This is a genomic window from Amycolatopsis magusensis, assembly GCF_017875555.1.
GTDB lineage: Bacteria > Actinomycetota > Actinomycetes > Mycobacteriales > Pseudonocardiaceae > Amycolatopsis > Amycolatopsis magusensis.
Map to the genome: position 1 here is coordinate 669,746 of NZ_JAGGMS010000001.1, position 22,072 is coordinate 691,817.

A 22,072-nucleotide genomic window follows, 5' to 3' on the forward strand; every position below is an offset into this window, starting at 1 on the left:
CGCGGGAGCTCGCGCCTTGGCGGGCTGAGAGGGTGGCTGGTGTCCTGTCCACGGGACCCGGTGCCGCCGACCGCATGAACCTGACCGGGTAATGCCGGCGTAGGGAGTGAATGTCGTTGACGACACTGGAAAATGACGCCACCGTCACACCGACCGTGACCACCGGGCCGATCACCGGCTCGCACAAGGTGTACCACCGCACCGAATCCGGCCTCCGCGTCCCGGCGAGGCGGATCGATCTGTCCACAGGGGACCACTTCGACGTCTACGACACCTCGGGCCCGTACACCGATCCCGACGTCACCATCGATGTCCACAGTGGACTTCACCGGCTGCGGGCCGGGTGGGCCGACGGGCGTGAGCACAACACCCAGCTCGGCTGGGCGAAGGCGGGCGTGATCACCAGGGAGATGGAGTTCATCGCCGCCCGCGAGCGCGTCTCCCCCGAGTTCGTGCGCGACGAGGTCGCCCGCGGCCGCGCGGTGATCCCGGTCAACCGCAGGCACCCGGAGAGCGAGCCGATGATCATCGGCAAGAACTTCCTGGTGAAGATCAACGCGAACATGGGCAACTCGGCGGTCTGGTCCTCGGTCGAGGAAGAGGTCGACAAGATGGTCTGGGCCACCCGCTGGGGTGCCGACACCATCATGGACCTGTCCACCGGCAAGCGGATCCACGAGACCCGCGAGTGGATCCTGCGCAACTCGCCGGTGCCGGTCGGCACCGTGCCGATCTACCAGGCGCTGGAAAAGGTCGACGGGGAACCGGAAAAGCTGTCCTGGGAGGTCTACCGGGACACCGTGATCGAGCAGTGCGAGCAGGGCGTGGACTACATGACCGTGCACGCCGGGGTGCTGCTGCGGTACGTACCGCTGACCGCCCGCCGGGTCACCGGCATCGTCTCGCGCGGTGGCTCGATCATGGCCGCGTGGTGCCTGGCGCACCACCGGGAATCCTTCCTGTACACGCATTTCGCCGAGTTGTGCGAGATCCTGAAGCAGTACGACGTCACCTTCTCCCTCGGTGACGGCCTGCGCCCCGGTTCCATCGCCGACGCCAACGACCGCGCGCAGTTCGCCGAACTGGAAACCCTCGGCGAACTCACGCACATCGCCCGCGAACACGACGTCCAGGTGATGATCGAAGGCCCCGGCCACGTGCCGATGCACAAGATCAAGGAGAACGTGGAGCTGGAGGAACAGCTCACCGGCGAGGCGCCGTTCTACACCCTCGGTCCACTCGCGACGGACATCGCGCCCGGCTACGACCACATCACCTCGGCCATCGGCGCGGCCCAGATCGGCTGGTACGGCACGGCGATGCTGTGCTACGTCACACCGAAGGAGCACCTCGGCCTGCCCAACCGCGACGACGTGAAGACCGGGGTGATCACCTACAAGATCGCCGCGCACGCCGCCGACCTGGCCAAGGGGCACCCGTACGCGCAGGAGTGGGACGACGAGCTGTCCAAGGCGCGCTTCGAGTTCCGCTGGAACGACCAGTTCAACCTGGCGCTCGACCCGGACACCGCGCGCTCGTTCCACGACGAGACGCTGCCCGCCGAACCGGCCAAGACCGCGCACTTCTGCTCCATGTGCGGGCCGAAGTTCTGCAGCATGCGGATCACCCACGACGTGCGCAGGTACGCCGAGGAACACGGACTGTCCACAGTGGAAGCGATCGAGGCCGGGATGCAGGAGAAGTCCGCGGAGTTCGGCGCCAAGGGCGGTCAGGTCTACCTGCCGGTGGTCGAGCGCCCGTGACCACCACGCCGCGCACCGCGCTGACCATCGCCGGCTCCGATTCCGGTGGTGGCGCGGGCATCCAGGCCGACCTGCGCACGTTCTTCGCCAACGGGGTGCACGGCATGACCGCGATCACCGCGGTCACCGTGCAGAACTCGCTGGGCGTGCAGGGGTTCACCGAGATCCCGGCCGAGGTGGTCACCGCGCAGATCAGGGCGGTGGCCTCGGACATGGGCGTGGACGCGGCGAAGACCGGCATGCTGGCCACCGCCGAGATCATCCAGGCGGTGGCGAAGACCCTCGACGAGGTCCACATCGGACGGAACGCGGCGATCCCGTTCGTCGTGGACCCCGTCGCGGCATCGATGCACGGTGACGCGCTGCTGCGTGAGGAAGCGCTCGAGGCGATCCGCACCGAGTTGTTCCCGCGCGCCACCCTCGTCACGCCGAACCTGGACGAGGTGCGCCTGCTCACCGGGGTGGAGGTGACCGGCCGCGAAAGCCAGAGGGAGGCGGCCGGCGCCCTGCTCGAGTTCGGCGCGCAGTGGGTGCTGGTCAAGGGCGGGCACCTCTACGAGGACCCGGAGTGCACCGACCTGCTCTCCGACGGCGTCCAGTGCATCGAGCTGACCGGCCCGCGGCACGACACCCCGCACACCCACGGCGGTGGTGACACGCTGGCCTCGGCGATCACGTCGGGGTTGGCGAAGGGCCTTGGCGTGCCGGACGCGGTCGAAGCAGGCAAGCGGTTCATCGAACGCTCGGTCGCCGAGGCCTACCCCCTCGGCGCCGGCGTCGGCCCGGTCTCACCGTTCTGGCGGCTCGCTCACGACCAGCCCGGGGCAGCAGCCGGTCGTTGACAGTTCGTGCACGAGTTTTCGGCTGCACTGCTGGAAAGCGTCCAGTTCGTCCGGGTCGAGGTGGGCGCCCAGGGTCTCGGACAGCACGCGCACGTAGACCTCGCGTGCCTGCACGAGCGTCCGGTCGCCCGCCTCGGTGAGCACGGCGTAGACCTCGCGACGGTTGTGCTCCGGCCGGTCCCGCCGGACCCAGCCGCGGTCGACGTGGCGGTCGACGATCCGGGTCAGCCCGCCGCGGGTGACGCCGAGCCGGTCGGCCAGTTCGAGCATCTGCAGCTGGCGGTCCGGGCTGCCGCGCAGGGCGGTGAGCAGGTCGTGATCAGCCAGTGAGCAGCCGGCTTCGGCCTCGATGCCCTGGTCGAGCAGCCGCCGGATGGCGCTGTAGAGCTGGTGCAGGTTCCCCCACGCCCGGGTCGCTTCACTCTCCGAGATCACCGGCCCAGTGTAACTCCGCCGGTTGACGCCCTAACGATTGTAGATACGATGGTTGTCATGGAAATCGTTCCGGTGAAGAACGGCACCCGCGGCACGCGCGGCGGCAAGGCGATGATGTGGGCGATGAAGGTGCTCCGGCGCCGCCTGATCAACTCGCACCGCAAGCAGGGCGACAAGTTCCGCGGGATGGACGTGCTGTACCTGACCGCGATCGGCGCCAAGTCGGGTGAGCCGCGGACCACCGCGCTGGCCTACTTCCGCGACGGCGACGGCTGGCTGGTCATCGCCTCCGCCGGTGGCTCGGCCCGCAATCCGGCCTGGTACTACAACATCGCCAAGCACCCGGACCGGGTCACCATCGAAGTCGGTGGCACCAAGATCCCGGTCGTCGCGGAACAGCTGACGGGCGAGCGCCGGGCCGAAGTCTGGGCGAAGGTGGCGGGCGAGCACACCGGGTTCGCCGGGTACCAGGCCAAAACCGACCGCGAGATCCCGGTCATCCGGCTCACCCGCTCGCCGGGGTCCTGACCAGGGCGGGACACTGGGGGCATGACGGAAGCCACCAGCCCGCCTGCCGCGCTGACCATCGCCGGCTCCGACTCCGGCGGGGCCGCCGGACTGCAGGCCGACCTGCGCACCTTCCTCACCTGCGGGGTGCACGGGCTGGTCGCGGTGACCGCGGTCACCGTGCAGAACACGCTCGGCGTGCACGACCGCACCGACCTGCCGCCGCACATCGTCGCCGGGCAGATCGAGGCGGTCGCCGCGGACATGCGCGTGGGCGCGGCCAAGACCGGCATGCTCGCCTCCGGCGAGATCATCGAGGCCGTGGCCGCGGCCTGCGACGCCGCCGAGATCGGCCGCGACCGGCGCATCCCGTTCGTGGTCGACCCGGTGGCCGCGTCCATGCACGGGCACCCGCTGTTCGACGACGCAGGCCTCGGCGCGCTGCGCGAACTGCTGCTCCCCCGCGCCACCGTGCTCACGCCGAACCTGGACGAGGTGCGCCTGCTCACCGGGCTCGAGGTGACCGACCGGCACGGCATGCGCGAGGCCGCGGTCGCCCTGCACGCACTCGGCCCGCGGTACGTGCTGGTCAAGAGCGGGCACCTGGTGAGCGACCCGGAGTGCGTCGACCTGCTCTTCGACGGCGAGGACTTCGTCGAGCTGCCCGGGCCGCGGTTCTCCACCCCGCACACGCACGGCGCCGGCGACGCGATGGCCTCGGCGTTCACCGCGGGCCTCGCGCGCGGCATGCCGGTGGTCGAGGCGGCGAAGTTCGGCAAGTGGTTCGTCAGCAACGCGGTGGCGCACTCGTACCCGATGGGCGCCAAGGTCGGCCCGGTCTCGGCGTTCTGGCGGCTCGCCCCGGAGGACCGCGCGTGACCCGTGAGCGGGTGGGCGCGTTCGTCGAGAGCAGGCGGTTCCAGAACTTCATCATCGCGGTGATCGTCGGCAACGCGGTCACCCTCGGCCTGGAGACCTCGCCGCGGATGGTGGCCGAGCACGGCACCCTCCTGCACACCCTCGACTACCTGGCGCTGGGCATCTTCGTGGCCGAGCTGGGCGTGAAGCTGTGGGCCTTCCGGGGCGCCTTCTTCAAGGACGCCTGGAACCTGTTCGACGTGGTCGTGGTCGGTGTCGCGCTGGTCCCGGCGACCGGGCCGTTCGCCGTGCTGCGGGCCCTGCGGGTGCTGCGCGTGCTGCGGCTGATCTCCGTGGTGCCGTCCATGCGCAAGGTGGTCACCGGCCTGCTCGCCGCGGTGCCGGGCATGGCCTCGATCGCCGCGCTGCTGGCGTTGATCATCTTCGTCGCCGGGGTGATGGCCACCAAGCTGTTCGGCGACATCACCCCGGAGCACTTCGGCGACCTCGGCACCTCGCTGTTCACCCTGTTCCAGGTGATGACCGGCGAAGCGTGGCCGGAGATCGCCGACGACGTGATGGCGCAGGCACCCGCGGCCTGGATCTTCTTCGTCGTCTACATCCTGATCTCGAGCTTCGCGGTGCTGAACCTGTTCATCGCGGTGGTGGTCAGCGCGATGGAGGACGAACTGCGCGACGAACTCCGCGAGGAGGAGGACAAGCAGACGCAGGCCCAGGCCGCGGCGAACCGCGAGATCCTGGACGAACTACGTGCGCTGCGGGCCGAGGTCGCCGAGTTGCGCGACCGCGACCGCTAGGCGTCTTCGTCGTCGGACAGCAACGCCTCCAAGGCGGGGAGCGCGCCGATCAGCCGTTCCCGCAGCTCGGGCGGCAGCCGGTCGATCCGCCTGTTCAGCTCCTGCACCCGGGTCGACCGGACGCCGGAAACCATGCGCTCACCTTCCTCGGTGGCGGTGGCCAGCCACGCGCGGCGGTCGATCGGGTCGGACTCGCGGCGGACGTACCCCGCCTCCACCAGCGCGGCCACTATCCGCGACATGGTCGCCGCGGCCACCCCCTCCTTCGCGGCGAGGTCGCCGAGGCGCAGCTGCCCGTAGTTGACCAGGGTGGCCAAAGCGGAGATCGCGCCGTGGCCGGGGCCGGGCGCCCCCGCTTGCCGCAGCGAGCGGGAAAGCCTGCCCACGGCCAGGAAAAGCCGGCCGGACACGTCCTGAGACGGTGACGTGGTCACCTCACGCTCCTTACCGCGCACACAAGGTGTGGCGCGGATCAGCCCCGAGTGGTCGAAAGTGCCGTCAACCATACGTGCCGCCACCCGTGGTTCCGCGTGAACCCACCGTGATTGTGATGGAGGCCTTCCGCTCAGCGGGGTGGCGAGGAGGCCTGGGCCCAGAACCGCTGCGGAATCCGGCCCGCCCCGCGCGCCAGGCGGCCGGCCGTGACCGCCGAACGCATCGCCAGCGCCATGCGCTCCGGGTCCTGGGCGCGGGTGACCGCAGTGGACAGCAGCACGGCGTCGCAGCCCAGCTCCATCGCCAGCGTGGCATCCGATGCGGTACCGATGCCGGCGTCCAGCACCACCGGCACGCGGGCCCTGGACACGATGAGCTCGATGTTGTGCGGGTTGCGGATGCCGAGCCCGGTGCCGATCGGGGCACCCAGCGGCATCACCGCGGCACACCCGGCTTCTTCGAGCCGCAGCGCCAGCACCGGGTCGTCGTTCGTGTACACCAGCACGGTGAAGCCGTCGGCGGCCAGCTGCTCGGCGGCGTCCAGCGTCTCCAGCGGGTCGGGCAGCAGGGTGCGGTCGTCGGCGTGCACCTCGAGCTTGATCAGGTCGGTGTCCAGCGCCTCGCGGGCCAGCCGCGCGGTGAGCACCGCCTCGGCCGCGCTGCGGCAGCCCGCGGTGTTCGGCAGCAGCTTGATCCCCAAGCGCCGCAACAACTCCAGCACCCCGGACCCGCCTTCGGCGTCGGCCCGCCGCATCGCCACGGTGGTCAGCTCGGTGCCCGAGGCGACCAGCGCGCGCTCGAGCGAGCTGAGGCTGCTCGCGCCGCCGGTGCCGATGATCAGCCGGGAGTTCAGCTTGTGCTCGCCGATGAGCAGCTGGTCGCCGGTTTCGGTCATGTCAGCCTCCTTGGACCGCGGTGAGGATGTCGAGCGAGCTGCCGTCCGCCGGGACGAACCCGGCCCAGTCGCGGCGGGCGATGACGTCGGCGTCGACCGCGACGGCCACGCCCTTTTCGCCGATCCCGAGCGCTTCGAGCAGCTCCCGCACGGTGGTGCCGTCGGGGAACTGCCGTTCGTCGCCGTTGACCACGATCCGCATCAGACACTCTCCTTCTCACGAAGCCGGGCCGGGTCGGCCGCGGCCACCCCGGGTGGCGGCGGTGTGCCGTCGAGCGCGGCGAGCACCGCGTCGGCGGTGATCGGCGCCATCAGCAGGCCGTTGCGGTGGTGCCCGGTCGCGGCGAACACCCCGTCGGGCAGCCTGCCGACGAAAGGCAGGTTGTCCACGCTGGCCGCCCGCAACCCGGCGGCGGTCTCGGCCAGCTCGTACTCGGCGATCGCCGGGAAGACGCGCTCGGCGCCGTCGAGCAGCTCACGCACGCCGCGGGCGGTGACCACCTCGTCGAACCCGGCCTCGTACTGGGTCGCGCCGAGCACGAGTTCGCCACCGGCACGCGGCACGAGGTAGATGGGCCGCCCCTCGGCGAACGCGCGGACGGTGTGCGCGGGCGGCGGGAGCGTGGTGCGCCGGGAGCGCAGGCGCAGGATCTCGCCCTTGAGCGGGCGGACCGCGTTCGCCAGCGCGGGGTGCAGCCGGGCACTCCACGCGCCCGCGGCGAGCACGACGAGATCGCTGGTCAGCGTGCGTTCGGTGGTCCGGACGGTCTCCGGCCCGAGTTCGACGACCTGCTCGCGGATCGGGTCGAGGTCCCGGCCGAGGGCCTCGAGCAGGGCCCGGTTGTCCACGGAGAGGTCACCCGGCACGGCGAGACCACCGCGGATCGAGCCCGCCAGGCCGGGTTCGAGCTTGCGCAGCTGTCGGCTCGTCAACTTCTCGGCCGACCGGCCCGCGTGGTTGAGGTAGGCCGAGAGCTGGTCGAGCACGCCCAGGTCGGCGCTGTCCAGCGCGGCGACGAGGGTGCCCCGCTCGGACAGGCCGCAGCCGCCGAGGCGCCGGGCGAACTCGGGCCAGCGGCGCAGCGACTCCTCACCGAGGGTGAGCACGTCCTCTTCGCCGGGCCAGGCCTCGGTGACCGGCGCGAGCATGCCGCCCGCGACCCAGGACGCGCCCCGGCCGGGGTGCGGGTCGACCAGGGTGACCTCGTGGCCCGCGGTCCTCGCGCGCCAAGCCACGGCGAGGCCGATGATGCCGCCGCCGACCACGGTGACGCGGTGTTTTCGCTTCATGGAAATCACGCTCCCTGCGCCGGCATGACCCGGATCAGGTTCCACGGTCGGAGCGGCAGCTCCCTCTCAGCCCGTGCCTCGGGCTCCCGTGCGGACGATTCCACGGTACACACCGGGTACCGTCGCGACCATGCCTGGGCTGAATGGTGACGAGATCCGGAAGCGCCTCGACGAGGCGCGGCTGTACCTGTGCGTGGACGCGCGTTCGGCGCACGGGGACCTCGCGGAGTTCCTCGACGCGGCGCTGGCCGGCGGGGTCGACATCGTGCAACTGCGGGACAAGACCAGCGGGTCACCGCTGGAGGCGAAGCAGGAACTGGCGGCGCTGGAGGTGTTCGCCGAAGCGTGCGCCCGCCACGACGCGCTGCTGTCGGTGAACGACCGGGCCGACGTCGCACTGGCCGCCGGAGCGGACGTGCTGCACCTGGGTCAGGACGACATCCCGGTGCCGCTCGCCCGCCGCATCCTCGGCGACGAGGTCGTCATCGGCCGCTCCACCCACTCCGGCGCACAGGCCCGCGCGGCCGCCGCCGAACCGGGCGTCGACTACTTCTGCACGGGCCCCTGCTGGCCCACCCCGACCAAACCGGGCCGGGAAGCGCCGGGCCTCGACCTGGTGCGGGAAACCGCTTCGCTGGGCACGCCCCGCCCGTGGTTCGCCATCGGCGGCATCGACCTGCCGCGGTTGCCGGAAGTGCTGGAAGCCGGCGCTTCCCGCGTCGTGGTGGTCCGCGCGATCACCGAAGCGGACGACCCCCGAGCGGCGGCGCACGCGTTGAAATCCGCACTCGCGTAAATTACTTCGGCTGGGCACCCAATCTTTCACCTGACCGGGCGGGCGGAAACTCACCGCCAGTGGCGCGAGTCCGGAGGACGAAATTCGTGGAAACCCCTCGTCGCGGTGGCGTGAAAGCACCATAATCGGGTCACCGGTTTCCGCGCCACGCGAGGAGACGCGCAAGTGCGACGGCGAGGCACGTCCGCACCACCGCCTTCCTCATCATGTGCTCGGCCGGTGCCAGGGAACTCGGCAAACGCCACCCCTCGATTGAGTGAGGTGGGCCGCCCTTGATCTGTTCAGCCATGACGCTGGGTCACTTGAACGCCCGGAAGAATGCATTCTCCGTCACGCCAGGTACACCGAAAAGTGCCATTTCTCTTTGCCATTCGCCGAGAATTTCCCTGGTAACCTCTGGCCCTCCACAAGCCGTCTTTTACTCGCAAGGGGGAACAACCATGTCCGGCGACAGCGGGAAAACAGTGGTCATCGCCGTGGACGGGCCTGCCGCGGCCGGTAAGACCACCACCTGCCTGGCCCTGGCCGACACCTTCGACCTGCGGTACCTGGAAAGCGGGCGCACGTATCGCATCGTGGCCTACGAGGCGATCCGCCGCGGGGTACCGGTGGACGACCGCTCGGCCGTCGTCGGACTGTGCGACCGGCTGATCGACGAAAGCCGGACCGGCAACCTGTTCACCTCCAGCCGGTACAGACCCCAGGAACTGAGATCGAATCCGGTCGACCTGGCGGTTTCCGCGGTGGCCAGGATCGGCGAACTGCGCGGCCGCGTCACCGAACTGATCCACCAGTGGGCCCGCGTGCAGGCCCGCTGCGTGGTCGAGGGCCGCGACATCGGAACTGTGGTCTTCCCCACAGCACCCGCCAAGTTCTACCTGACCGCGAAACCGGAGATAAGGGCCGAACGCCGCGTACGCCAAGAAGGGCACGGTTCCTACGAAGAGGTGCTGAAAGACGTCATCCGGCGTGATCAGGCCGATATGTCGCGGCCGGTGGCGCCGCTGGTGCCCGCCGAGGACGCGGTCGAGATCGACACCACCGAACTGTCGGTGGCGCAGGTGGTGGGGCGAATGGTTTCCGTCTGCCGAGACCGGGGTGTAGCGAATCCATGATCGACAACGACACAGGGTTTTTGACCCCGACGTGCCCGGCCAACACCCGGCGATCGGACGGTGACGACGTGCTGGGCTGCCTGTTCTGCGAAGTCGGCGACCCGTTGGTGAACAGTGTGGTGATCGCCCGGGAATTGTTCTACGTCCGCTGGGACAACTACCCCGCCGCCAAGGGCCACGTCGAAATCGTGCCCTGGCGGCACGTGGCCAGCTATTTCGACCTCAGCGGTGAAGAAGCCGCCGCCGCGCACGCCATCCTCAAAGAGGCACGCGAGCTGCTGGACAAGGAATACCAGCCGGACGGTTACACGATCGGCGTGAACGAGGGGCGGGCCGCCGGCCGCACGGTCGACCACCTGCACATCCACCTGATCCCCCGCCACGACGGCGACGTGCCCGATCCGCGCGGCGGCGTCCGGCACGTGCTGCCGGGCACCGATCCGGACGAATGGGGCGCTTAGGCGCTGTCCGGTGAGTCAAGGTCGCGCTCTCCGCGCCCAGGCGGCCCCTGGCGGCACGGGCGAGTTCGGCCGAGTACGGCCAGTACGAGGCCGAATCGCCCGCACCGCCAGGAACCACCTGGATCACGAAGCCCATCGACCAGACTTACAGGACAGCGCCTAGGCGTGTTTCAGGTGGCGGGTGAGTCCTGGGCGGACAGATCTTCGGCCAGTTCCCTACAGCGCAGGCGGGCCGGGGAGAAGTCGTAGGGCATCTTGCCGATGGCTTCGAACGCGCTCATGGAGCCGAGGTCGGCCTCGTCATCGGCGGTAGCCGGGTGCATGGTGTCCCAGGTGTCGAAGAGGGCATCGTCGTCCTTGTCCAGGCCGGACTCTTCGATGACGGCGTGCAGGGCGTTCTCGAAGGCGTGCCGCTCGGCGGCCACTCGAGCCACCCGTGGATCATCGACGGCGACGCTGTCGTCGAGTGCCTCCTCGGCGTCATCGACGCGGTCGGACTTCTCCCGCAAAGTGGGATGCGTGGCCAGGACGATGAAGCGGGTGGCCTGGACGGCCGCGCCGAGCGGGCCGAAGATCCGCTCGGTGACCAGCAGGGTGTCCAGGTCCGCCTGACGCAGGGAGCCTTCGGGCAGGCCCTTGAGCCGGTCGGTGACGAAGTCGGAGAGCAGGCCCCGTTCCAGGATGCCCGCGATACCGTCTCCGCTGTCCGCACCGGCGGAAGCCATGCCGGTGGTGAAGGCGTCACGGATGTCGTCCAGGGCGATCCCGGCGTCAGCCATCTTGCGGATCCACAGCAGGCGGATCATGTCCTCGTACCCGTAGCGTCGGCGGTCGTCACCGCCCCACTCGGGCTCGGGGAGCAGGCCGATCTCGTGGTAGTGGCGGATCGCCCGTGGTGTGCTGCCGGCGAAGGCCGCCGCGTCCCCGATCTTGACCTGGCGGGGTGGCGTGAAAGACAAATGCATGAACAGGGACCTTCTTTCGACAGATCGGGACGTGGGTCCACTGGACCACATGCCGCTACGGAAGGTGCAACCCGAAGACAGTGCCTAGCCCTTGTGGCCGGTCGCGATGAACCAGGTGTCGCGCGAACTGCGGTGGACGGTGGTCGACGCGAACCCCACGGACCGCAGTTCCGCCTCCACCGATTCCGGGACGCGCTGGGAGAACCACCGCGCACACGCCAGGCGCTTGCCGTCCTTCCAGCCTTCGAACTTGCCGGCCTGCAAGCTGATCGCGGCCCGTCCCCCCGGCCGGAGCACCCGGTGCATCTCGGTGAAACTCCGGCGGTGGTCACCCCGCGGCACGTGGAGCACGCTCGCGCACGCCCACACCCCGGCGAACACGGCACCGGGGAACGGCAGGTCCAGCAGGTCGAGCTGCACCACCCCGGCCGGGGCGCACCGGGACCGGGTCAGCTCCAGCATGCGCTCGCTGACGTCCCCCGCGACCACGACCAGGCCGCGGCACCCCAGGTACTCGGTGTCCCGGCCGACCCCGCAGCCCAGGTCCAGCACCGGACCGGCGGGGAGCGCGACGGCGAAGCGGTCCAGGTCCCGGTCCAGCCCGGGGAACTGGTCGAGCGTCGCGGTCGTCACCGCGTACTCGTCCGCGTGCTCGTTGTAGAGCTTCCTGGTCGCGCGGGTGATCCGGCCGGTGGTGTCCTCGTTCAGATGCACTCGAACTCCTCGCGGCCGATGTAGAGGCTCAGCGCGGTCATCTCCTCCCACACCTCCGTGCGGTTGAGCACGTCGAAGCCGTGGCTCGCGTCCAGGCTGACGCAGCCGACGAACCGGTTGCGCCCGTTCCGGATGGGCGTGGCGAACACGGCCCCGCGGTGCCGGACCCGCTTGAACTCCTCCCAGGTCAGGTTCATCACCCAGCGGTGCTTGTGCTCCTCGACGTAGCGGGTGAACTCCTCCTCGGTGGTCAGCTCCTGCGCCAGCGGTTCGACGTCGAAGGCGGTCTCGCAGTCCTCCTTCCAGCACAGCCCCACCACCCCCACCCCGCGCGCCGGGGTGAAGGACCGCGTGTTCGGATAGGTCGACATCCGGTAGGTGCCGAGCCGCTTGAGCACGCCGCGCACCGGATGACGCAGGGTGCGCCGCTTGCGCCACACGTGCAACGCCAGGTCACCGGTCTCCAGCGGTGGCTCGATGTCCCCGCTGAGCTCCAGCAGCTTCCCGAAACTGGAGAGGATGTAGCGCCGCATGGTCACGCTGCGGTCGGCCAGGCTCCGCACCTGCCAGCTCTCGAACGGGGTCAGCACGCCGAAGATCCCGGCGACGCTCAGGAAGATCAGCATCAGGGAGGGCTGGGCGACGACCAGCGCGTCCCAGAACGGCTGGGACGGGACGTGGTACGCCTTGCCCGCCAAGGCCAGCGTCGCCGACAACACCACGGTCTTGTCCAGCAGCCTGGCTGTCGACCGCTTCACGCTCGGACGTCGGCCGGTGCGTGCCGCCACGCCTTGCCGGGCAGTGCGCCACGCGTGCCGTCCGGCCGGACCAGCACGACGTCACGCCGCTCGGTGACCACGCCGACCCGGTGGAAGTCGAGGTCGCCGGACAACGCGGCCAGCTGGTCGGCAGGTGCGGTGAACACCAGCTCGAAGTCGACCGAATCGCCGAGCACGACGGCCAGGGGGTCGAGATCGAGGTGCGCGGCGACCGCGGACACCGCGCCGGGGATGGGCAGCGCCTCCTCGCGGACTTCGACCCCGACGGAACCCGCCTGCGCCACGCCTTCCAGCGCGGCCTTGAGCCCGTCCGAGGTGTCCTGGCAGCTGGTCACCACCCCGCTGGCGCTGAGGGCCATGCCGCTGTCGATCCGCGCCTCCGGGCGGCGCCAGTAGTCGAGCATGGTGCCGAGGTGCTTCTCCTCGATCCCGGGATCGGGGTCGGCGGCACGCAGGTACGCCATGGCCGCCCCGGCGAACCCGGTGGGCGCGGTCAGGCAGATCGCGTCCCCCGGCTTCGCGCCGGTCCGGAACAGCGCCCCGCCGGACGGGCAGACCCCGAGCGCGGAGGCGGACAGGATGAGCCGCTCGGCCCCGCCGATATCGCCGCCGACGTTCAGGCAGCCGGAGGCGGCACAGGCGTCGCGGATGCCCTCCAGCACCCGCCGGAACACCACATCGGTCATTTCCGGCGGGTAGCGCACCACGGACAGCACGCCGATCGGCTTGGCCCCCATCGCGGCGATGTCGCTCAGGTTCGCCGCGACCAGGTAGTAGCCGAGGTCGTACTCGTCCAGGTACCCCATCTCGTACAGCCGGAACTTCGGCCCGCGCACGTAGTCCGAACCGACCACCAGCTCGTGGTCGCCGTGGAAGCGGTAGACCGCGCAGTCGTCCTGCGCGTCCACCCCCGCCACCAGATCCACGCGACTCCGGTCCGGCCAGTCCGCCGGTGTGAAGGCGTCGAGCTGACGGCCGAACAGCGGCACGACGGTTTCCGCCAGTCTGGTCGGTTCGTCCGAAAGAGCGCGGTCATCGGGCACGGGGTTCCTCCATGGCGAGCCGGGCAGGCCAGTCGCGGACCCGCCGCATGGTCGAGCGGAGCGCGTCCTTGCGCATGACCACGGCGTAATCCCATTCCGGGTCGTCGATCGAAAGAATCGAACCGGCGACCGAGCGCAGGTACTGCCGCCGCTGGGTGGTCGGCAGGTAAACGCGGCAGTGACCTTCGTGCGAACGCAGGAAATAGGCGGAATCCGGCCACGGTGGCCGGGCCAGCTCGGTGATCGAATCCAGGTCGTGGTAGCGCAGTCCGTCGGCGAGCATGATCCGGTCCGCCGCGGGTCCGGAAACGGGGAGCAGGTGCAGGTGCGCGTGCGTGATGCAGGCGTGGCTGACCTGACCGGTACTGGAACCGTGTTCGAGGAACAATGGCTCGCCGAAAACCTCGCGGTAGAGCAAGCGCACCCGCTCGATCAGTGCCACGGCCTCGCGTTGGTGCTCGCCGAGCACCTGGGCGAACGAGAGGTAGTGCCGCTTGGGCAACAGGAGCAGGTGCCCGGTGGTCAACGGCGAGAGGTCCGCCAGCAGTTCGAAGTTCGGCGTCGAATGGACGCGTCTCGACGGCGGGTCGCCTTCGTAGAAACGACGGAACGAGGTGTCGGCCGCACCGGAAATCTCTTCGCAGAAATCCGCGCCGGTGCACGGCACGGCTGTGATCATTCTTCCCCCCGACGTCGCCTCGCGATGCGCCATGCCGGGGTATTTTTCCGCATCGGCCGCGCGTTACGGGGGTTTGCCCGGCAGGTTAGCTCGAACGTCGCAAGAGCAGCCGGAAAGGTGCTGTCCAGTTTCTGCCCGGGGAACATTTGCGCATGTCCGTTTTCGCATTCCGCTCGGGCGAATTCCCGGCGCCCTGGTGCGCGGAACCGCCCGGCGACGGGTGGTCGCCGGGCGGTTCCGGGTGGGAGGTCAGCCCTGCGGGGTGCTGGGCTGGGCGCTCGGTTGCTGCGGCTTCGTGGTCGTGGTGACCGGCGGTTCCGGGGCACTGCTGGTCGGCTCGTCCGACGGCTCGGCCGGGGCCGTGGTGGTCGGCTCGGCGGACTCGCTCGGCGCGGACTCGCTCGGCGTGCTCGCCGGGGCTTCCCGGGTTTCCGAGGCCGGGGCCTGCTCGGCCGGTTCACCGCCCCGGGTGCCACCGCCGCCGACGATGTGGCCGATGGTGCTGCCGCCACCACCGGAGATGCTGCCGCCGGTGGCGAACTCGAACCCGGTGATCACCAGGATGGCCAGCACGAAGCCGACCACGCTGGTGCCGATGAGCAGTGGCCAGCGCAGCTTGCGCAGGCGGCTGACGGCCTGCTCCTCGGTCTCCGGCGTTTCCGGCGATTCCGAGGTAGCGGTCTTCGAGTCCGAAGGGGACTCAACGGTCACCACCTGCGTTCGCGAGGTCAGTGTCCGCGCGCGCAACGCGGCGAGTTTGGTCCGTTCGAGCGAACGCACGTACAGTTCGCCACCCACGGTGGTGATCACACTGGCCAACCCGGCGCCGAGCACGGTGCCCGCCACGCCCAGTGTCGAGCCGAGCAAGGCGGCGGTCACCGCCGCCAAGGCGGCCGCGGCCACCTGGATCGGTCTGATACCTGACTTCGTCTCTTTCTCCTCTGACATGGATCCGTTCTTCTCCGCCCCTGCGTTTTCGCTCTTTCTCCCAACGATTAAGTCGCACGGGATGCTCCCCGCGTTGCCCGATGGTGAGCCCCGCCACCCTCACTGTCCACAATGGACCAGCACCCCACGGCGGCCCGATCCTTGGCATACTCCCGCCATGCAGCTGATCTCCCTCGAGCACATCCGGACCGCCGCCGGCCGCATCGCGGGGGCCGCGATCCGCACCCCCCTGCTGCCGCAGCACTGGGCCACCGGCGCGCCGCTCTGGCTCAAAGCCGAGAACCTGCAGGGGATCGGCGCGTTCAAGATCCGCGGCGCGTACAACGCCATCGCGGCGCTGAGCGAGTCCCAGCGGCAACGCGGGGTGGTCGCCTACTCGAGCGGTAACCACGCGCAGGCGGTCGCCGCGGCGGCGAAGATGTTCGGCGTGCGCGCGGTGATCGTGGTCCCGGACAGCACCCCGCGCAACAAGGTCGAGGCCACCACCGCGCACGGCGCCCAGGTCATCGAAGTACCGATCGCGCAGCGCGAACTCGCCGCGCAGACCCTCGCCGACCAGCACGGGTTCAACCTCATCCCGCCGTTCGACCACCCCGAGGTGATCGCCGGCCAGGGCACCATCGGCCTGGAGATCGCCGAGGACCTGCCCAGCGTGCAGGTGGTCCTCGTGCCGGTCAGCGGCGGCGGGCTCGCCTCCGGCATCGGCACCGCGATCAGGGCACTGGTGCCCACGGCCAAGGTGTACGCGGTCGAGCCGGAACTCGCCGCCGACACCGCGGAGGGCCTGCTGTCGGGAAACCGGGTGGACTGGCCGGTCGACTGGCGGGCGCGCACCATCGCCGACGGCCTGCGCGCCCAGCCGTCCGAACTCACCTTCGCGCACCTCAAGCGGGTCGTCGACGGCATCGTCACGGTCAGCGAGGACGAGATCCGCGCCGCCGTGCGGGTGCTGGCGACCCAGGCGCACCTGGTCGCCGAGCCCAGCGGCGCGGTGACCACCGCCGCCTACCTCTTCCGGCGCGCGGAACTGCCGGAAGGCCGCACGGTCGCCGTCGTCTCCGGCGGCAACATCGACGCCGAGCTGTTCGCCGAGCTACTCCGGGCGTGACCGCGCGTAGGCGGCCGGCGGTGCCTCCACCCCGCAGTGCAGGCACTCCCCCGGCTCCGGGTGGTCGTGCTCGGGTTCGGGCTCCCCGCCGAGCACGTCGTTGCGCACGCCGAGCGCCACCAGGCCACCGGCCACGGCCAGCCCGGCGCACACCAGCAGCGCCGTCCGCCAGCTCGCGGTGAGCGCCACCGGATCGGCGTAGGCCGCCCCGGTCAGGCCCGCGACCGCGGGCAGCAGGGCGACGGCCAGCAGCCCGCCGGTCCGCGCGACGGCGTTGTTCACCCCGGACGCGACCCCGGCGTACTGGTCCGGCGCGGCGGCCAGCACGGTCGCCGTCACCGGCGCCACGACCGTGGCCAGCCCCAGCCCGAACACGGTCACCGCGGGCAGCACGGCTCCCAGGTACGACGCGCCCGGCTCGACCCGGAGCAACAACAGCATGCCCGCCGCCACCAGCATCGGGCCCACGACCAGCTGCAGCCGCGGCCCGATCTTCTGCGCCAGCCGTCCCGAATAGCCCGAGAGCACCAGCATCACCACGGTGATCGGGAGCCCGGCCAAGCCCGCCGCGGTCGGCGAATACCCCAGCGACACCTGCAGCTGCAACACCATCAACATCATCACGCCGCCCAGGGCGGCGTAGACGACCAGCGTGAGCGCGTTGGCCACGGTGAACGTCCGGCTGGCGAACAACTGCGGCGGCACCAGCGGATCCGCCGACCGCCGCTGCATCACCACGAACGCCACCAGCCCGGCCAGCCCGACCACCCCGGACCCGGCCACCAGCACGTCCCCGGCCCCGCGCACCGGCAGTTCGACCAGCGCCGCGGTGACCCCGGCCAGCCCCAGCGCGCCGACCACCGAGGCCAGCACGTTCGGCCGTCCGGCGTGCTGCTGCTCGTCGCACGACTCCGGCACGTACTTGCGCGCCAGCCACACGCAGACCACCGCGATCGGCAGGTTGATCAGGAACGCCAGCCGCCACGACCACAGCTGCACGAGCAGGCCGCCGACCAGCGGGCCGACCGCGGCGGCGATCCCGCCGAGGCCGGACCAGGCGCCGATCGCCCTGGCCCGTTCGGCCCGCGGGAACGCCGACTGCAGGATCGCCAGCGAACCGGGCGTGAGCAGCGCTCCCCCGATCCCCTGCAGGATCCGGGTGGCGACGAGCATCTCGGTGGACACGGCGAGCCCGCACAGCACGGACGCCACGCCGAACCAGACCACGCCGATGACGAAGACCCGGCGCCGCCCGTACCGGTCGCCGAGCGAGCCGGCGATCAGGATGAGCGACGCCAGCGCCAGCAGGTAGCCGTCGAGGATCCACTGCAGACCGGAAACCGAGGCCTCGAGCTCCCCGCCGATCCGCGGCAGTGCGACGTTGACGATGGTGCCGTCGAGCATGGCCATGCCCGACCCGAGAATGGTCGTGGCGAGCACGCCACGCGCGGCCGGTGTCCCCCAGCGGACGAGGTCTGGGGAGGTCACGGCCGATTCAGCGTGGTGACGAACTTGTACCGGTCACCGCGGTAGATCGAGCGGACGAACTCGACCGGCTTGCCGTCGGCGGCGAACGAGTGCCGTGACAGCAACAGCATCGGCATGCCGACGTCGGCGCCGAGCAGTTCGGCTTCCTGCGGCCCGGCGAGCGCGGTCTCGATGGTCTCCTCCGCGCGCTCCATCTCCACGCCGAACTGCTCGCGCAGCACCGCGTACAGCGAACCGCCCGCGCTGACGTGCTTGCGCAGCCCGCGGAACCGGCCCAGCGGCAGGTGCGTGGTCTCCAGCGCCATCGGCTCGGCGTCGGCCAGGCGCAGCCGGCGCATGCGCAGCACCTTCGCCCCGGCCCGGATGCCGAGCAGTTTCGCCAGCTCGCCCTCGGCGGGCAGTTCGTCGATCTCCAGCAGCTTCGACGACGGCTCGCGCCCGGACGCCCGCATGTCCTCGGTGTAGGAGGACAGCTGCAGGCGCTGGGCGAACTTCGGCTCGGCAGCGAACGTGCCCTTGCCCTGCACCCGGTGCAGCCTGCCCTCCACGGTCAGGTCGGCCAGCGCCTGGCGGACCGTGGTCCGCGAGACGCCGAACTCGCCGGCCAGCGCCCGTTCGGTGGGGATGGACGACCCGGCGGGCAGCGCGTCCAGCAGGTCCAGCAGGTGCTGTTTCAGAGCCCAGTACTTCGGCTCGCGCTGCCCCCGGGTCCCGGTGGCCGAGCCGGGTTCCCCGGGCGGTGATGTCTCCAACATGAGCGGCTCCTTCACAACACGCGCGACTCCTCAGGGAAAAAGTACTCTTCGACGGAACCAGGTCGACCGGCTAGCATTGGTCTAGACCTATGTGAGGAGACGCATGACGACCGTAGAGGGTCCGCAGCCCGGCGCGCACATGGCCGCCGAAATCGCCGAACAGCCCGCCGTGCTGGCGGCCCTGCGTGAGCGCCGGTCCGAGATCGCGGGGGTGGCCGAAGCCATCGCGAAACACCCGCCACGCTTCGCTTTGCTGGCCGCGCGGGGGTCCAGCGACCACGCCGCGCTCTACGCCAAGTACCTGATCGAGGTGCTCCTGGGGCTGCCCGCCGGGCTGGTCTCGCCGTCCACCGTGACGCTCTACGGAGCCGCTCCGGACCTGCGCGACGTGCTCCTGGTCACGGTGAGCCAAAGTGGAGGTTCACCTGATCTGGTGGAATTCACCGAGGCGGCGCGGAAGCAGGGCGCACGCACCGTGGCGGTCAGCAACACTCCGTCGTCACCGCTGAGCGCCGCCGCGGAGCTGGCCGTGGACATCGGCGCGGGCCAGGAGCAGGCGGTCGCCGCGACCAAGACCTACTCGGCCACGCTGCTCGCGCTGTACCTGCTCATCGACGCCGTGCGCGGCGGCAAGGGCGCGGACGCCGACGGGCTCGGCGAACTGGCCCAGCAGACCCTCGACCGCTCGGCGGCCGGGGTGCAGCGCGCGGTCGACCGCTACCGCTTCGTCAACCGGGTGATCACCGCCGGGCGCGGTTACTCCTACGCGACCGCGCTGGAGGCCTCGCTCAAGCTCGCCGAGACCAGCTACCTCGCCGCGCGTGCCTACAGCGGCGCCGACCTCCTGCACGGCCCGGTCGCCGCGATCGACGGCGAGACCGCGGTGCTCGCGCTGACCAACCGCGGCAAGGGCGGGGACGCCATGCGCGACGTGCTCGACGCGGTCTCGGGCCGGGGTGCCGACGTGCTGGCCATCGGTTCGGCCGCCGCCGACGTGCCCGCCGCCCTGCGGATCGAGGTGCCGCCGGTGGCCGAGGAACTGGCCCCGATCCTCGACGTGCTCCCGGCGCAGAGCCTGGCGCTCGGCCTCTCACTGGCCAGGGGCGGCGACCCCGACCGGCCGCGCGGACTCAACAAGGTCACTAAAACCCGCTGATCCACTCGCCACGATGGGTGACTAGGCGCTGTCCTGCGGGTCAGGTCGATGGGCTTCGTGATCCAGGTGGTTCCTGGCGGTGCGGGCGATTCGGCCTCGTACTGGCCGTACTCGGCCGAACTCGCCCGTGCCGTCAGGGGCCTCCTGGGCGCGGAGAGCGCGACCCTGACTCGCAGGACAGTGACTAGTGACCTGTTTCACGGCATAGTTCACCCTCGTGTTGCGAGGAGGCCCTGAGTGAGTGACCCCAGCCGCCCCTGCGTCGTCGGTGTGGACGCGGGCGGGACGTCCACCCGCGCGCTCGCGGTCGACGCCGAGGGCATCGTGCTCGGCAGCGGCCGCGCGGGCGGTGCCAACCCGAACGCGCACCCGCCGGCGCAGGCGGCGGCGAACATCGCGGCCGCCATCGGCGACGCCCTGCGCGACGCCGATCCGGCCGCGGTCCGGGCGTGCGTGGTCGGCATGGCCGGGGTGAGCAAGCTGACCGATCCCGCGATGGCGAAGGTGTTCGACGAGGCGTGGGCCGGGCTCGGGCTGGGCACCGCGGTGCGCATGGTCGCCGACGCCGAGGCCGCGTTCGCCTCGGCCACCGACGCCCCGGACGGCACCGTGCTGGTCGCGGGCACCGGCTCGATCGCGGCCCGCATCCGCAAGCGGCGCCTGGTCTCCACCGCGGGCGGGTACGGCTGGCTGCTCGGCGACGAGGGTTCGGCGTTCTGGATCGGCCGCGAAGCCGTGCGGTCCACACTGGCCGCACTCGCCACAGGCGGTCCGTTCGAAGGGCTGCCCGCCGCGGTGCTCCGCGAAGCACTGCACATGTCCGATTTGGACGCCTTGCGCGCGCAGACCGAAACCGACCGGTTGCTCACCTCGCGCCGGTTGATCACCACGTGCAACTTCGAATCGCCGATCCGGCTCGCCCGGTTCGCCCCGCTGGTCAGCGCGAGCGCCGCCGAAGGTGACGCCACAGCCCGGGAAATCACCGACCGCGCGGCGGAGTTGCTGGTGGCCAACGCACTCGCGGCCCGAGAAGACGGCGAGGACACCCCGGTGGTCATCGTCGGCAGCGTGCTCGTCGGGGACAGCCCGGTCGGCGCGCGGGTAAGGGAAACGCTGAGTGCCCTCGACATCCGTTCCGCCACCGATGGCGTACTCGGTGCCGCCTGGCTGGCGGCAGTGGACGCCTTCGGTGAGAACGCTCCGCGACCGGTGCTGGAAATCCGGTAGCGCACGTCGACTACGCACGTGGTTTACGAGTACGGTGGACGACGGCCCCCGGACCCTCCCCCCTCGCCGGGGGCCGTCTACTTCTCTTCGGGCAGCCACGGGTGCCGCAGGCCGGGGTGTTCGGCGGGCAGCGCCCGGTGGAGCACCCAGCCGCTGACCGCGAGGGTGAGCGCCACCAGCGGCCAGGAGAGGACCGTCCTGGCGATGCCGAGCGCGACCACCTGACCGCTCCACCACAGCGAGCCGTACACGAGCACGCGCAGGGTGTACTGGCCGAACACCCACACCCAGCTCGCCCGCGAGTACGCGCGCAGCAGTTCGGGATCGCGGCGCCAGCGGGTCTTCTGCCCGAGCGCGAAGCCGACCACCACGCCCAGCAGCGGCCACCGCACCACGATGCTCGCCGCCCACAGCAGCGCACTGGCCACATTGGACAGCAGCTGGATCAGGAAGAAGTCCTCCGCGCGCCCGGTGTGCAGCGCGATCAGCGCCGCCGCGATCACCGCGGCCAGGCTGACCACCACCGCGCGCGCCTTGTCCCCGGTCACCAGCCGGAAGACGCCGAGCAGCACGGCGACCCCGATCGCCACGCCGGCCCCCCAGGCGATCGAGGAATCCGCGGCCAGCCAGCCGACCACGAAGGCGGCCGGCGGCACGCTCGCGTCCAGTGCGCCCTTGCGCCCGCCGAGCAGTTCGGCCAGGGACTCGCGTGGTTCGGTCACAGGCGGCTCCGTCACCCCTACAGCCTGCCTCAAACCGTAGGGGAAGGGCACCCTTACCTTTCGGCGGACGCCCGGGTACACCTAGATCATTCCCGGGGATGATGCCGGGCGCCCGCCTGAGGGCGTCTAATTACGGGTGCCAAGATGGCTCCGGGCGTACGACACTGTGACGTCCGAGCAAAACAGAGGTTGCGGCAATCGGGATTGTGGGGCGATCTTCGAGTGTTGAACCCGGCTACGGAGGAGTTTTTCGCAGGGCACGGGGTGGAGGGA

At 70.7% G+C, this 22,072-nt stretch carries 25 protein-coding genes and 1 riboswitch; of the genes, 11 read left to right on the plus strand and 14 right to left on the minus strand.

Annotated features, from left to right (window positions below; genetic code table 11):
* Positions 1–116: 116 nt before the first annotated feature.
* Both thiC and thiD (JOM49_RS03115) read left to right on the plus strand, forming a co-directional pair.
* Positions 117–1,763 (plus strand): phosphomethylpyrimidine synthase ThiC, encoded by a 1,647-nt coding sequence (thiC, locus tag JOM49_RS03110; RefSeq protein WP_209670725.1) that lies wholly within the window; start codon positions 117–119, stop codon positions 1,761–1,763.
* On the plus strand, positions 1,760–2,605 hold the full coding sequence (gene thiD / locus JOM49_RS03115; protein ID WP_209662862.1) for a bifunctional hydroxymethylpyrimidine kinase/phosphomethylpyrimidine kinase: 846 nt from the start codon (positions 1,760–1,762) through the stop codon (positions 2,603–2,605). The genes thiC and thiD (JOM49_RS03115) overlap by 4 nt, the downstream gene beginning before the upstream one ends.
* Here the strand turns inward: thiD (JOM49_RS03115) and JOM49_RS03120 are convergent.
* Positions 2,552–3,040: a MarR family winged helix-turn-helix transcriptional regulator gene (locus JOM49_RS03120; protein ID WP_209662863.1), complete on the minus strand. Its 489-nt coding sequence runs from the start codon at positions 3,038–3,040 to the stop codon at positions 2,552–2,554. The two genes, thiD (JOM49_RS03115) and JOM49_RS03120, sit on opposite strands and share 54 nt — an antisense overlap.
* Before the next feature lie 57 nt (positions 3,041–3,097).
* Between JOM49_RS03120 and JOM49_RS03125 the strand changes: the two genes are divergently transcribed.
* From JOM49_RS03125 to JOM49_RS03135, 3 genes are read left to right on the plus strand one after another with little or no spacing between them, the layout of a single operon-like run.
* On the plus strand, positions 3,098–3,568 hold the full coding sequence (locus JOM49_RS03125) for a nitroreductase/quinone reductase family protein (RefSeq protein WP_209662864.1): 471 nt from the start codon (positions 3,098–3,100) through the stop codon (positions 3,566–3,568).
* 21 nt (positions 3,569–3,589) lie between these two features.
* A complete protein-coding gene (gene thiD, locus JOM49_RS03130) occupies positions 3,590–4,426 on the plus strand; it encodes a bifunctional hydroxymethylpyrimidine kinase/phosphomethylpyrimidine kinase (RefSeq protein WP_209662865.1) in 837 nt (278 codons plus the stop codon).
* Entirely contained in the window at positions 4,423–5,223 is an 801-nt protein-coding gene (locus tag JOM49_RS03135) for an ion transporter (RefSeq protein ID WP_282770074.1), read from the plus strand. The genes thiD (JOM49_RS03130) and JOM49_RS03135 overlap by 4 nt, the downstream gene beginning before the upstream one ends.
* Here the strand turns inward: JOM49_RS03135 and JOM49_RS03140 are convergent.
* From JOM49_RS03140 to thiO, 4 genes are all read right to left on the minus strand, one after another.
* Complete coding sequence (locus JOM49_RS03140; RefSeq protein ID WP_209662866.1) at positions 5,220–5,657, minus strand: MarR family winged helix-turn-helix transcriptional regulator; 438 nt, start codon at positions 5,655–5,657, stop codon at positions 5,220–5,222. The two genes, JOM49_RS03135 and JOM49_RS03140, sit on opposite strands and share 4 nt — an antisense overlap.
* Before the next feature lie 131 nt (positions 5,658–5,788).
* A complete protein-coding gene (locus JOM49_RS03145; protein WP_209662867.1) occupies positions 5,789–6,553 on the minus strand; it encodes a thiazole synthase in 765 nt (254 codons plus the stop codon).
* Between the two features lies 1 nt (position 6,554).
* Positions 6,555–6,755 (minus strand): sulfur carrier protein ThiS, encoded by a 201-nt coding sequence (gene thiS, locus JOM49_RS03150; protein WP_209662868.1) that lies wholly within the window; start codon positions 6,753–6,755, stop codon positions 6,555–6,557.
* On the minus strand, positions 6,755–7,843 hold the full coding sequence (thiO, locus tag JOM49_RS03155) for a glycine oxidase ThiO (RefSeq protein WP_209662869.1): 1,089 nt from the start codon (positions 7,841–7,843) through the stop codon (positions 6,755–6,757). The genes thiS and thiO overlap by 1 nt, the downstream gene beginning before the upstream one ends.
* Positions 7,838–7,943, minus strand: a riboswitch (TPP riboswitch). (Overlaps the previous gene by 6 nt.)
* A 30-nt stretch (positions 7,944–7,973) precedes the next feature.
* On the opposite strand from thiO, the gene thiE reads away from it, so the two are divergent.
* The 3 genes from thiE (at position 7,974) to JOM49_RS03170 (ending at position 10,215) form a co-directional block, all read left to right on the plus strand.
* Complete coding sequence (gene thiE / locus JOM49_RS03160) at positions 7,974–8,639, plus strand: thiamine phosphate synthase (protein ID WP_209662870.1); 666 nt, start codon at positions 7,974–7,976, stop codon at positions 8,637–8,639.
* Between the two features lie 440 nt (positions 8,640–9,079).
* Positions 9,080–9,754, plus strand: coding sequence for a (d)CMP kinase (cmk, locus tag JOM49_RS03165; RefSeq protein ID WP_209662871.1), 675 nt, complete (start codon positions 9,080–9,082; stop codon positions 9,752–9,754).
* On the plus strand, positions 9,751–10,215 hold the full coding sequence (locus JOM49_RS03170) for an HIT family protein (protein ID WP_209662872.1): 465 nt from the start codon (positions 9,751–9,753) through the stop codon (positions 10,213–10,215). Before cmk ends, JOM49_RS03170 begins: the two co-directional genes overlap by 4 nt.
* Positions 10,216–10,385: 170 nt before the next feature.
* Here JOM49_RS03170 and JOM49_RS03175 read toward each other — a convergent pair whose 3' ends face one another.
* The 6 genes from JOM49_RS03175 to JOM49_RS03200 all read right to left on the minus strand — a co-directional run bounded on the left by JOM49_RS03175 (position 10,386) and on the right by JOM49_RS03200 (position 15,343).
* Positions 10,386–11,180: a MerR family transcriptional regulator gene (locus JOM49_RS03175; RefSeq protein ID WP_209662873.1), complete on the minus strand. Its 795-nt coding sequence runs from the start codon at positions 11,178–11,180 to the stop codon at positions 10,386–10,388.
* Between the two features lie 84 nt (positions 11,181–11,264).
* Complete coding sequence (locus tag JOM49_RS03180) at positions 11,265–11,894, minus strand: class I SAM-dependent methyltransferase (protein ID WP_209662874.1); 630 nt, start codon at positions 11,892–11,894, stop codon at positions 11,265–11,267.
* Positions 11,885–12,652 carry a hypothetical protein gene (locus tag JOM49_RS03185; RefSeq protein ID WP_209662875.1) on the minus strand — a complete coding sequence of 256 codons (768 nt, stop codon included), beginning with the start codon at positions 12,650–12,652 and terminating at the stop codon, positions 11,885–11,887. Before JOM49_RS03185 ends, JOM49_RS03180 begins: the two co-directional genes overlap by 10 nt.
* Complete coding sequence (thiL, locus tag JOM49_RS03190; protein WP_209662876.1) at positions 12,649–13,716, minus strand: thiamine-phosphate kinase; 1,068 nt, start codon at positions 13,714–13,716, stop codon at positions 12,649–12,651. Before thiL ends, JOM49_RS03185 begins: the two co-directional genes overlap by 4 nt.
* Entirely contained in the window at positions 13,706–14,395 is a 690-nt protein-coding gene (locus JOM49_RS03195) for an HIT family protein (protein WP_209662877.1), read from the minus strand. The genes thiL and JOM49_RS03195 overlap by 11 nt, the downstream gene beginning before the upstream one ends.
* A gap of 249 nt (positions 14,396–14,644) precedes the next feature.
* Positions 14,645–15,343 carry a hypothetical protein gene (locus JOM49_RS03200; protein ID WP_209662878.1) on the minus strand — a complete coding sequence of 233 codons (699 nt, stop codon included), beginning with the start codon at positions 15,341–15,343 and terminating at the stop codon, positions 14,645–14,647.
* Between the two features lie 157 nt (positions 15,344–15,500).
* Between JOM49_RS03200 and JOM49_RS03205 the strand changes: the two genes are divergently transcribed.
* Entirely contained in the window at positions 15,501–16,451 is a 951-nt protein-coding gene (locus JOM49_RS03205; protein ID WP_209662879.1) for a threonine ammonia-lyase, read from the plus strand.
* Here JOM49_RS03205 and JOM49_RS03210 read toward each other — a convergent pair.
* Positions 16,437–17,939, minus strand: a complete 1,503-nt coding sequence (locus tag JOM49_RS03210) for an MFS transporter (RefSeq protein WP_308158634.1) — start codon at positions 17,937–17,939, stop codon at positions 16,437–16,439. The two genes, JOM49_RS03205 and JOM49_RS03210, sit on opposite strands and share 15 nt — an antisense overlap.
* Positions 17,936–18,694 (minus strand): GntR family transcriptional regulator, encoded by a 759-nt coding sequence (locus JOM49_RS03215; protein ID WP_209662880.1) that lies wholly within the window; start codon positions 18,692–18,694, stop codon positions 17,936–17,938. Before JOM49_RS03215 ends, JOM49_RS03210 begins: the two co-directional genes overlap by 4 nt.
* 103 nt (positions 18,695–18,797) lie before the next feature.
* On the opposite strand from JOM49_RS03215, the gene JOM49_RS03220 reads away from it, so the two are divergent.
* Positions 18,798–19,850, plus strand: a complete 1,053-nt coding sequence (locus JOM49_RS03220; protein WP_209662881.1) for an SIS domain-containing protein — start codon at positions 18,798–18,800, stop codon at positions 19,848–19,850.
* 237 nt (positions 19,851–20,087) lie between these two features.
* The gene (locus JOM49_RS03225; protein WP_308158635.1) at positions 20,088–21,077 is read left to right on the plus strand and encodes an N-acetylglucosamine kinase; all 990 of its coding nucleotides are present in this window, start codon (positions 20,088–20,090) and stop codon (positions 21,075–21,077) included.
* Between the two features lie 77 nt (positions 21,078–21,154).
* On the opposite strand, the gene JOM49_RS03230 is transcribed toward JOM49_RS03225, so the two are convergent.
* Complete coding sequence (locus JOM49_RS03230) at positions 21,155–21,799, minus strand: DUF3159 domain-containing protein (RefSeq protein WP_308158636.1); 645 nt, start codon at positions 21,797–21,799, stop codon at positions 21,155–21,157.
* Positions 21,800–22,072 lie beyond the last annotated feature (273 nt).

What these genes read in the sequence shown, in the direction of transcription:
- cmk (WP_209662871.1), top strand. Translation starts at nt 9,080, where the DNA reads ATGTCCGGCGACAGCGGGAAAACAGTGGTCATCGCCGTGGACGGGCCT.
- JOM49_RS03205 (WP_209662879.1), top strand. Translation starts at nt 15,501, where the DNA reads ATGCAGCTGATCTCCCTCGAGCACATCCGGACCGCCGCCGGCCGCATC.
- JOM49_RS03220 (WP_209662881.1), top strand. Translation starts at nt 18,798, where the DNA reads ATGACGACCGTAGAGGGTCCGCAGCCCGGCGCGCACATGGCCGCCGAA.
- JOM49_RS03200 (WP_209662878.1), bottom strand. Translation starts at nt 15,343, where the DNA reads ATGTCAGAGGAGAAAGAGACGAAGTCAGGTATCAGACCGATCCAGGTG.
- JOM49_RS03145 (WP_209662867.1), bottom strand. Translation starts at nt 6,553, where the DNA reads ATGACCGAAACCGGCGACCAGCTGCTCATCGGCGAGCACAAGCTGAAC.
- JOM49_RS03175 (WP_209662873.1), bottom strand. Translation starts at nt 11,180, where the DNA reads ATGCATTTGTCTTTCACGCCACCCCGCCAGGTCAAGATCGGGGACGCG.
- thiE (WP_209662870.1), top strand. Translation starts at nt 7,974, where the DNA reads ATGCCTGGGCTGAATGGTGACGAGATCCGGAAGCGCCTCGACGAGGCG.
- JOM49_RS03125 (WP_209662864.1), top strand. Translation starts at nt 3,098, where the DNA reads ATGGAAATCGTTCCGGTGAAGAACGGCACCCGCGGCACGCGCGGCGGC.
- thiO (WP_209662869.1), bottom strand. Translation starts at nt 7,843, where the DNA reads ATGAAGCGAAAACACCGCGTCACCGTGGTCGGCGGCGGCATCATCGGC.
- JOM49_RS03215 (WP_209662880.1), bottom strand. Translation starts at nt 18,694, where the DNA reads ATGTTGGAGACATCACCGCCCGGGGAACCCGGCTCGGCCACCGGGACC.
- JOM49_RS03170 (WP_209662872.1), top strand. Translation starts at nt 9,751, where the DNA reads ATGATCGACAACGACACAGGGTTTTTGACCCCGACGTGCCCGGCCAAC.
- thiS (WP_209662868.1), bottom strand. Translation starts at nt 6,755, where the DNA reads ATGCGGATCGTGGTCAACGGCGACGAACGGCAGTTCCCCGACGGCACC.
- JOM49_RS03195 (WP_209662877.1), bottom strand. Translation starts at nt 14,395, where the DNA reads ATGATCACAGCCGTGCCGTGCACCGGCGCGGATTTCTGCGAAGAGATT.
- thiD (WP_209662865.1), top strand. Translation starts at nt 3,590, where the DNA reads ATGACGGAAGCCACCAGCCCGCCTGCCGCGCTGACCATCGCCGGCTCC.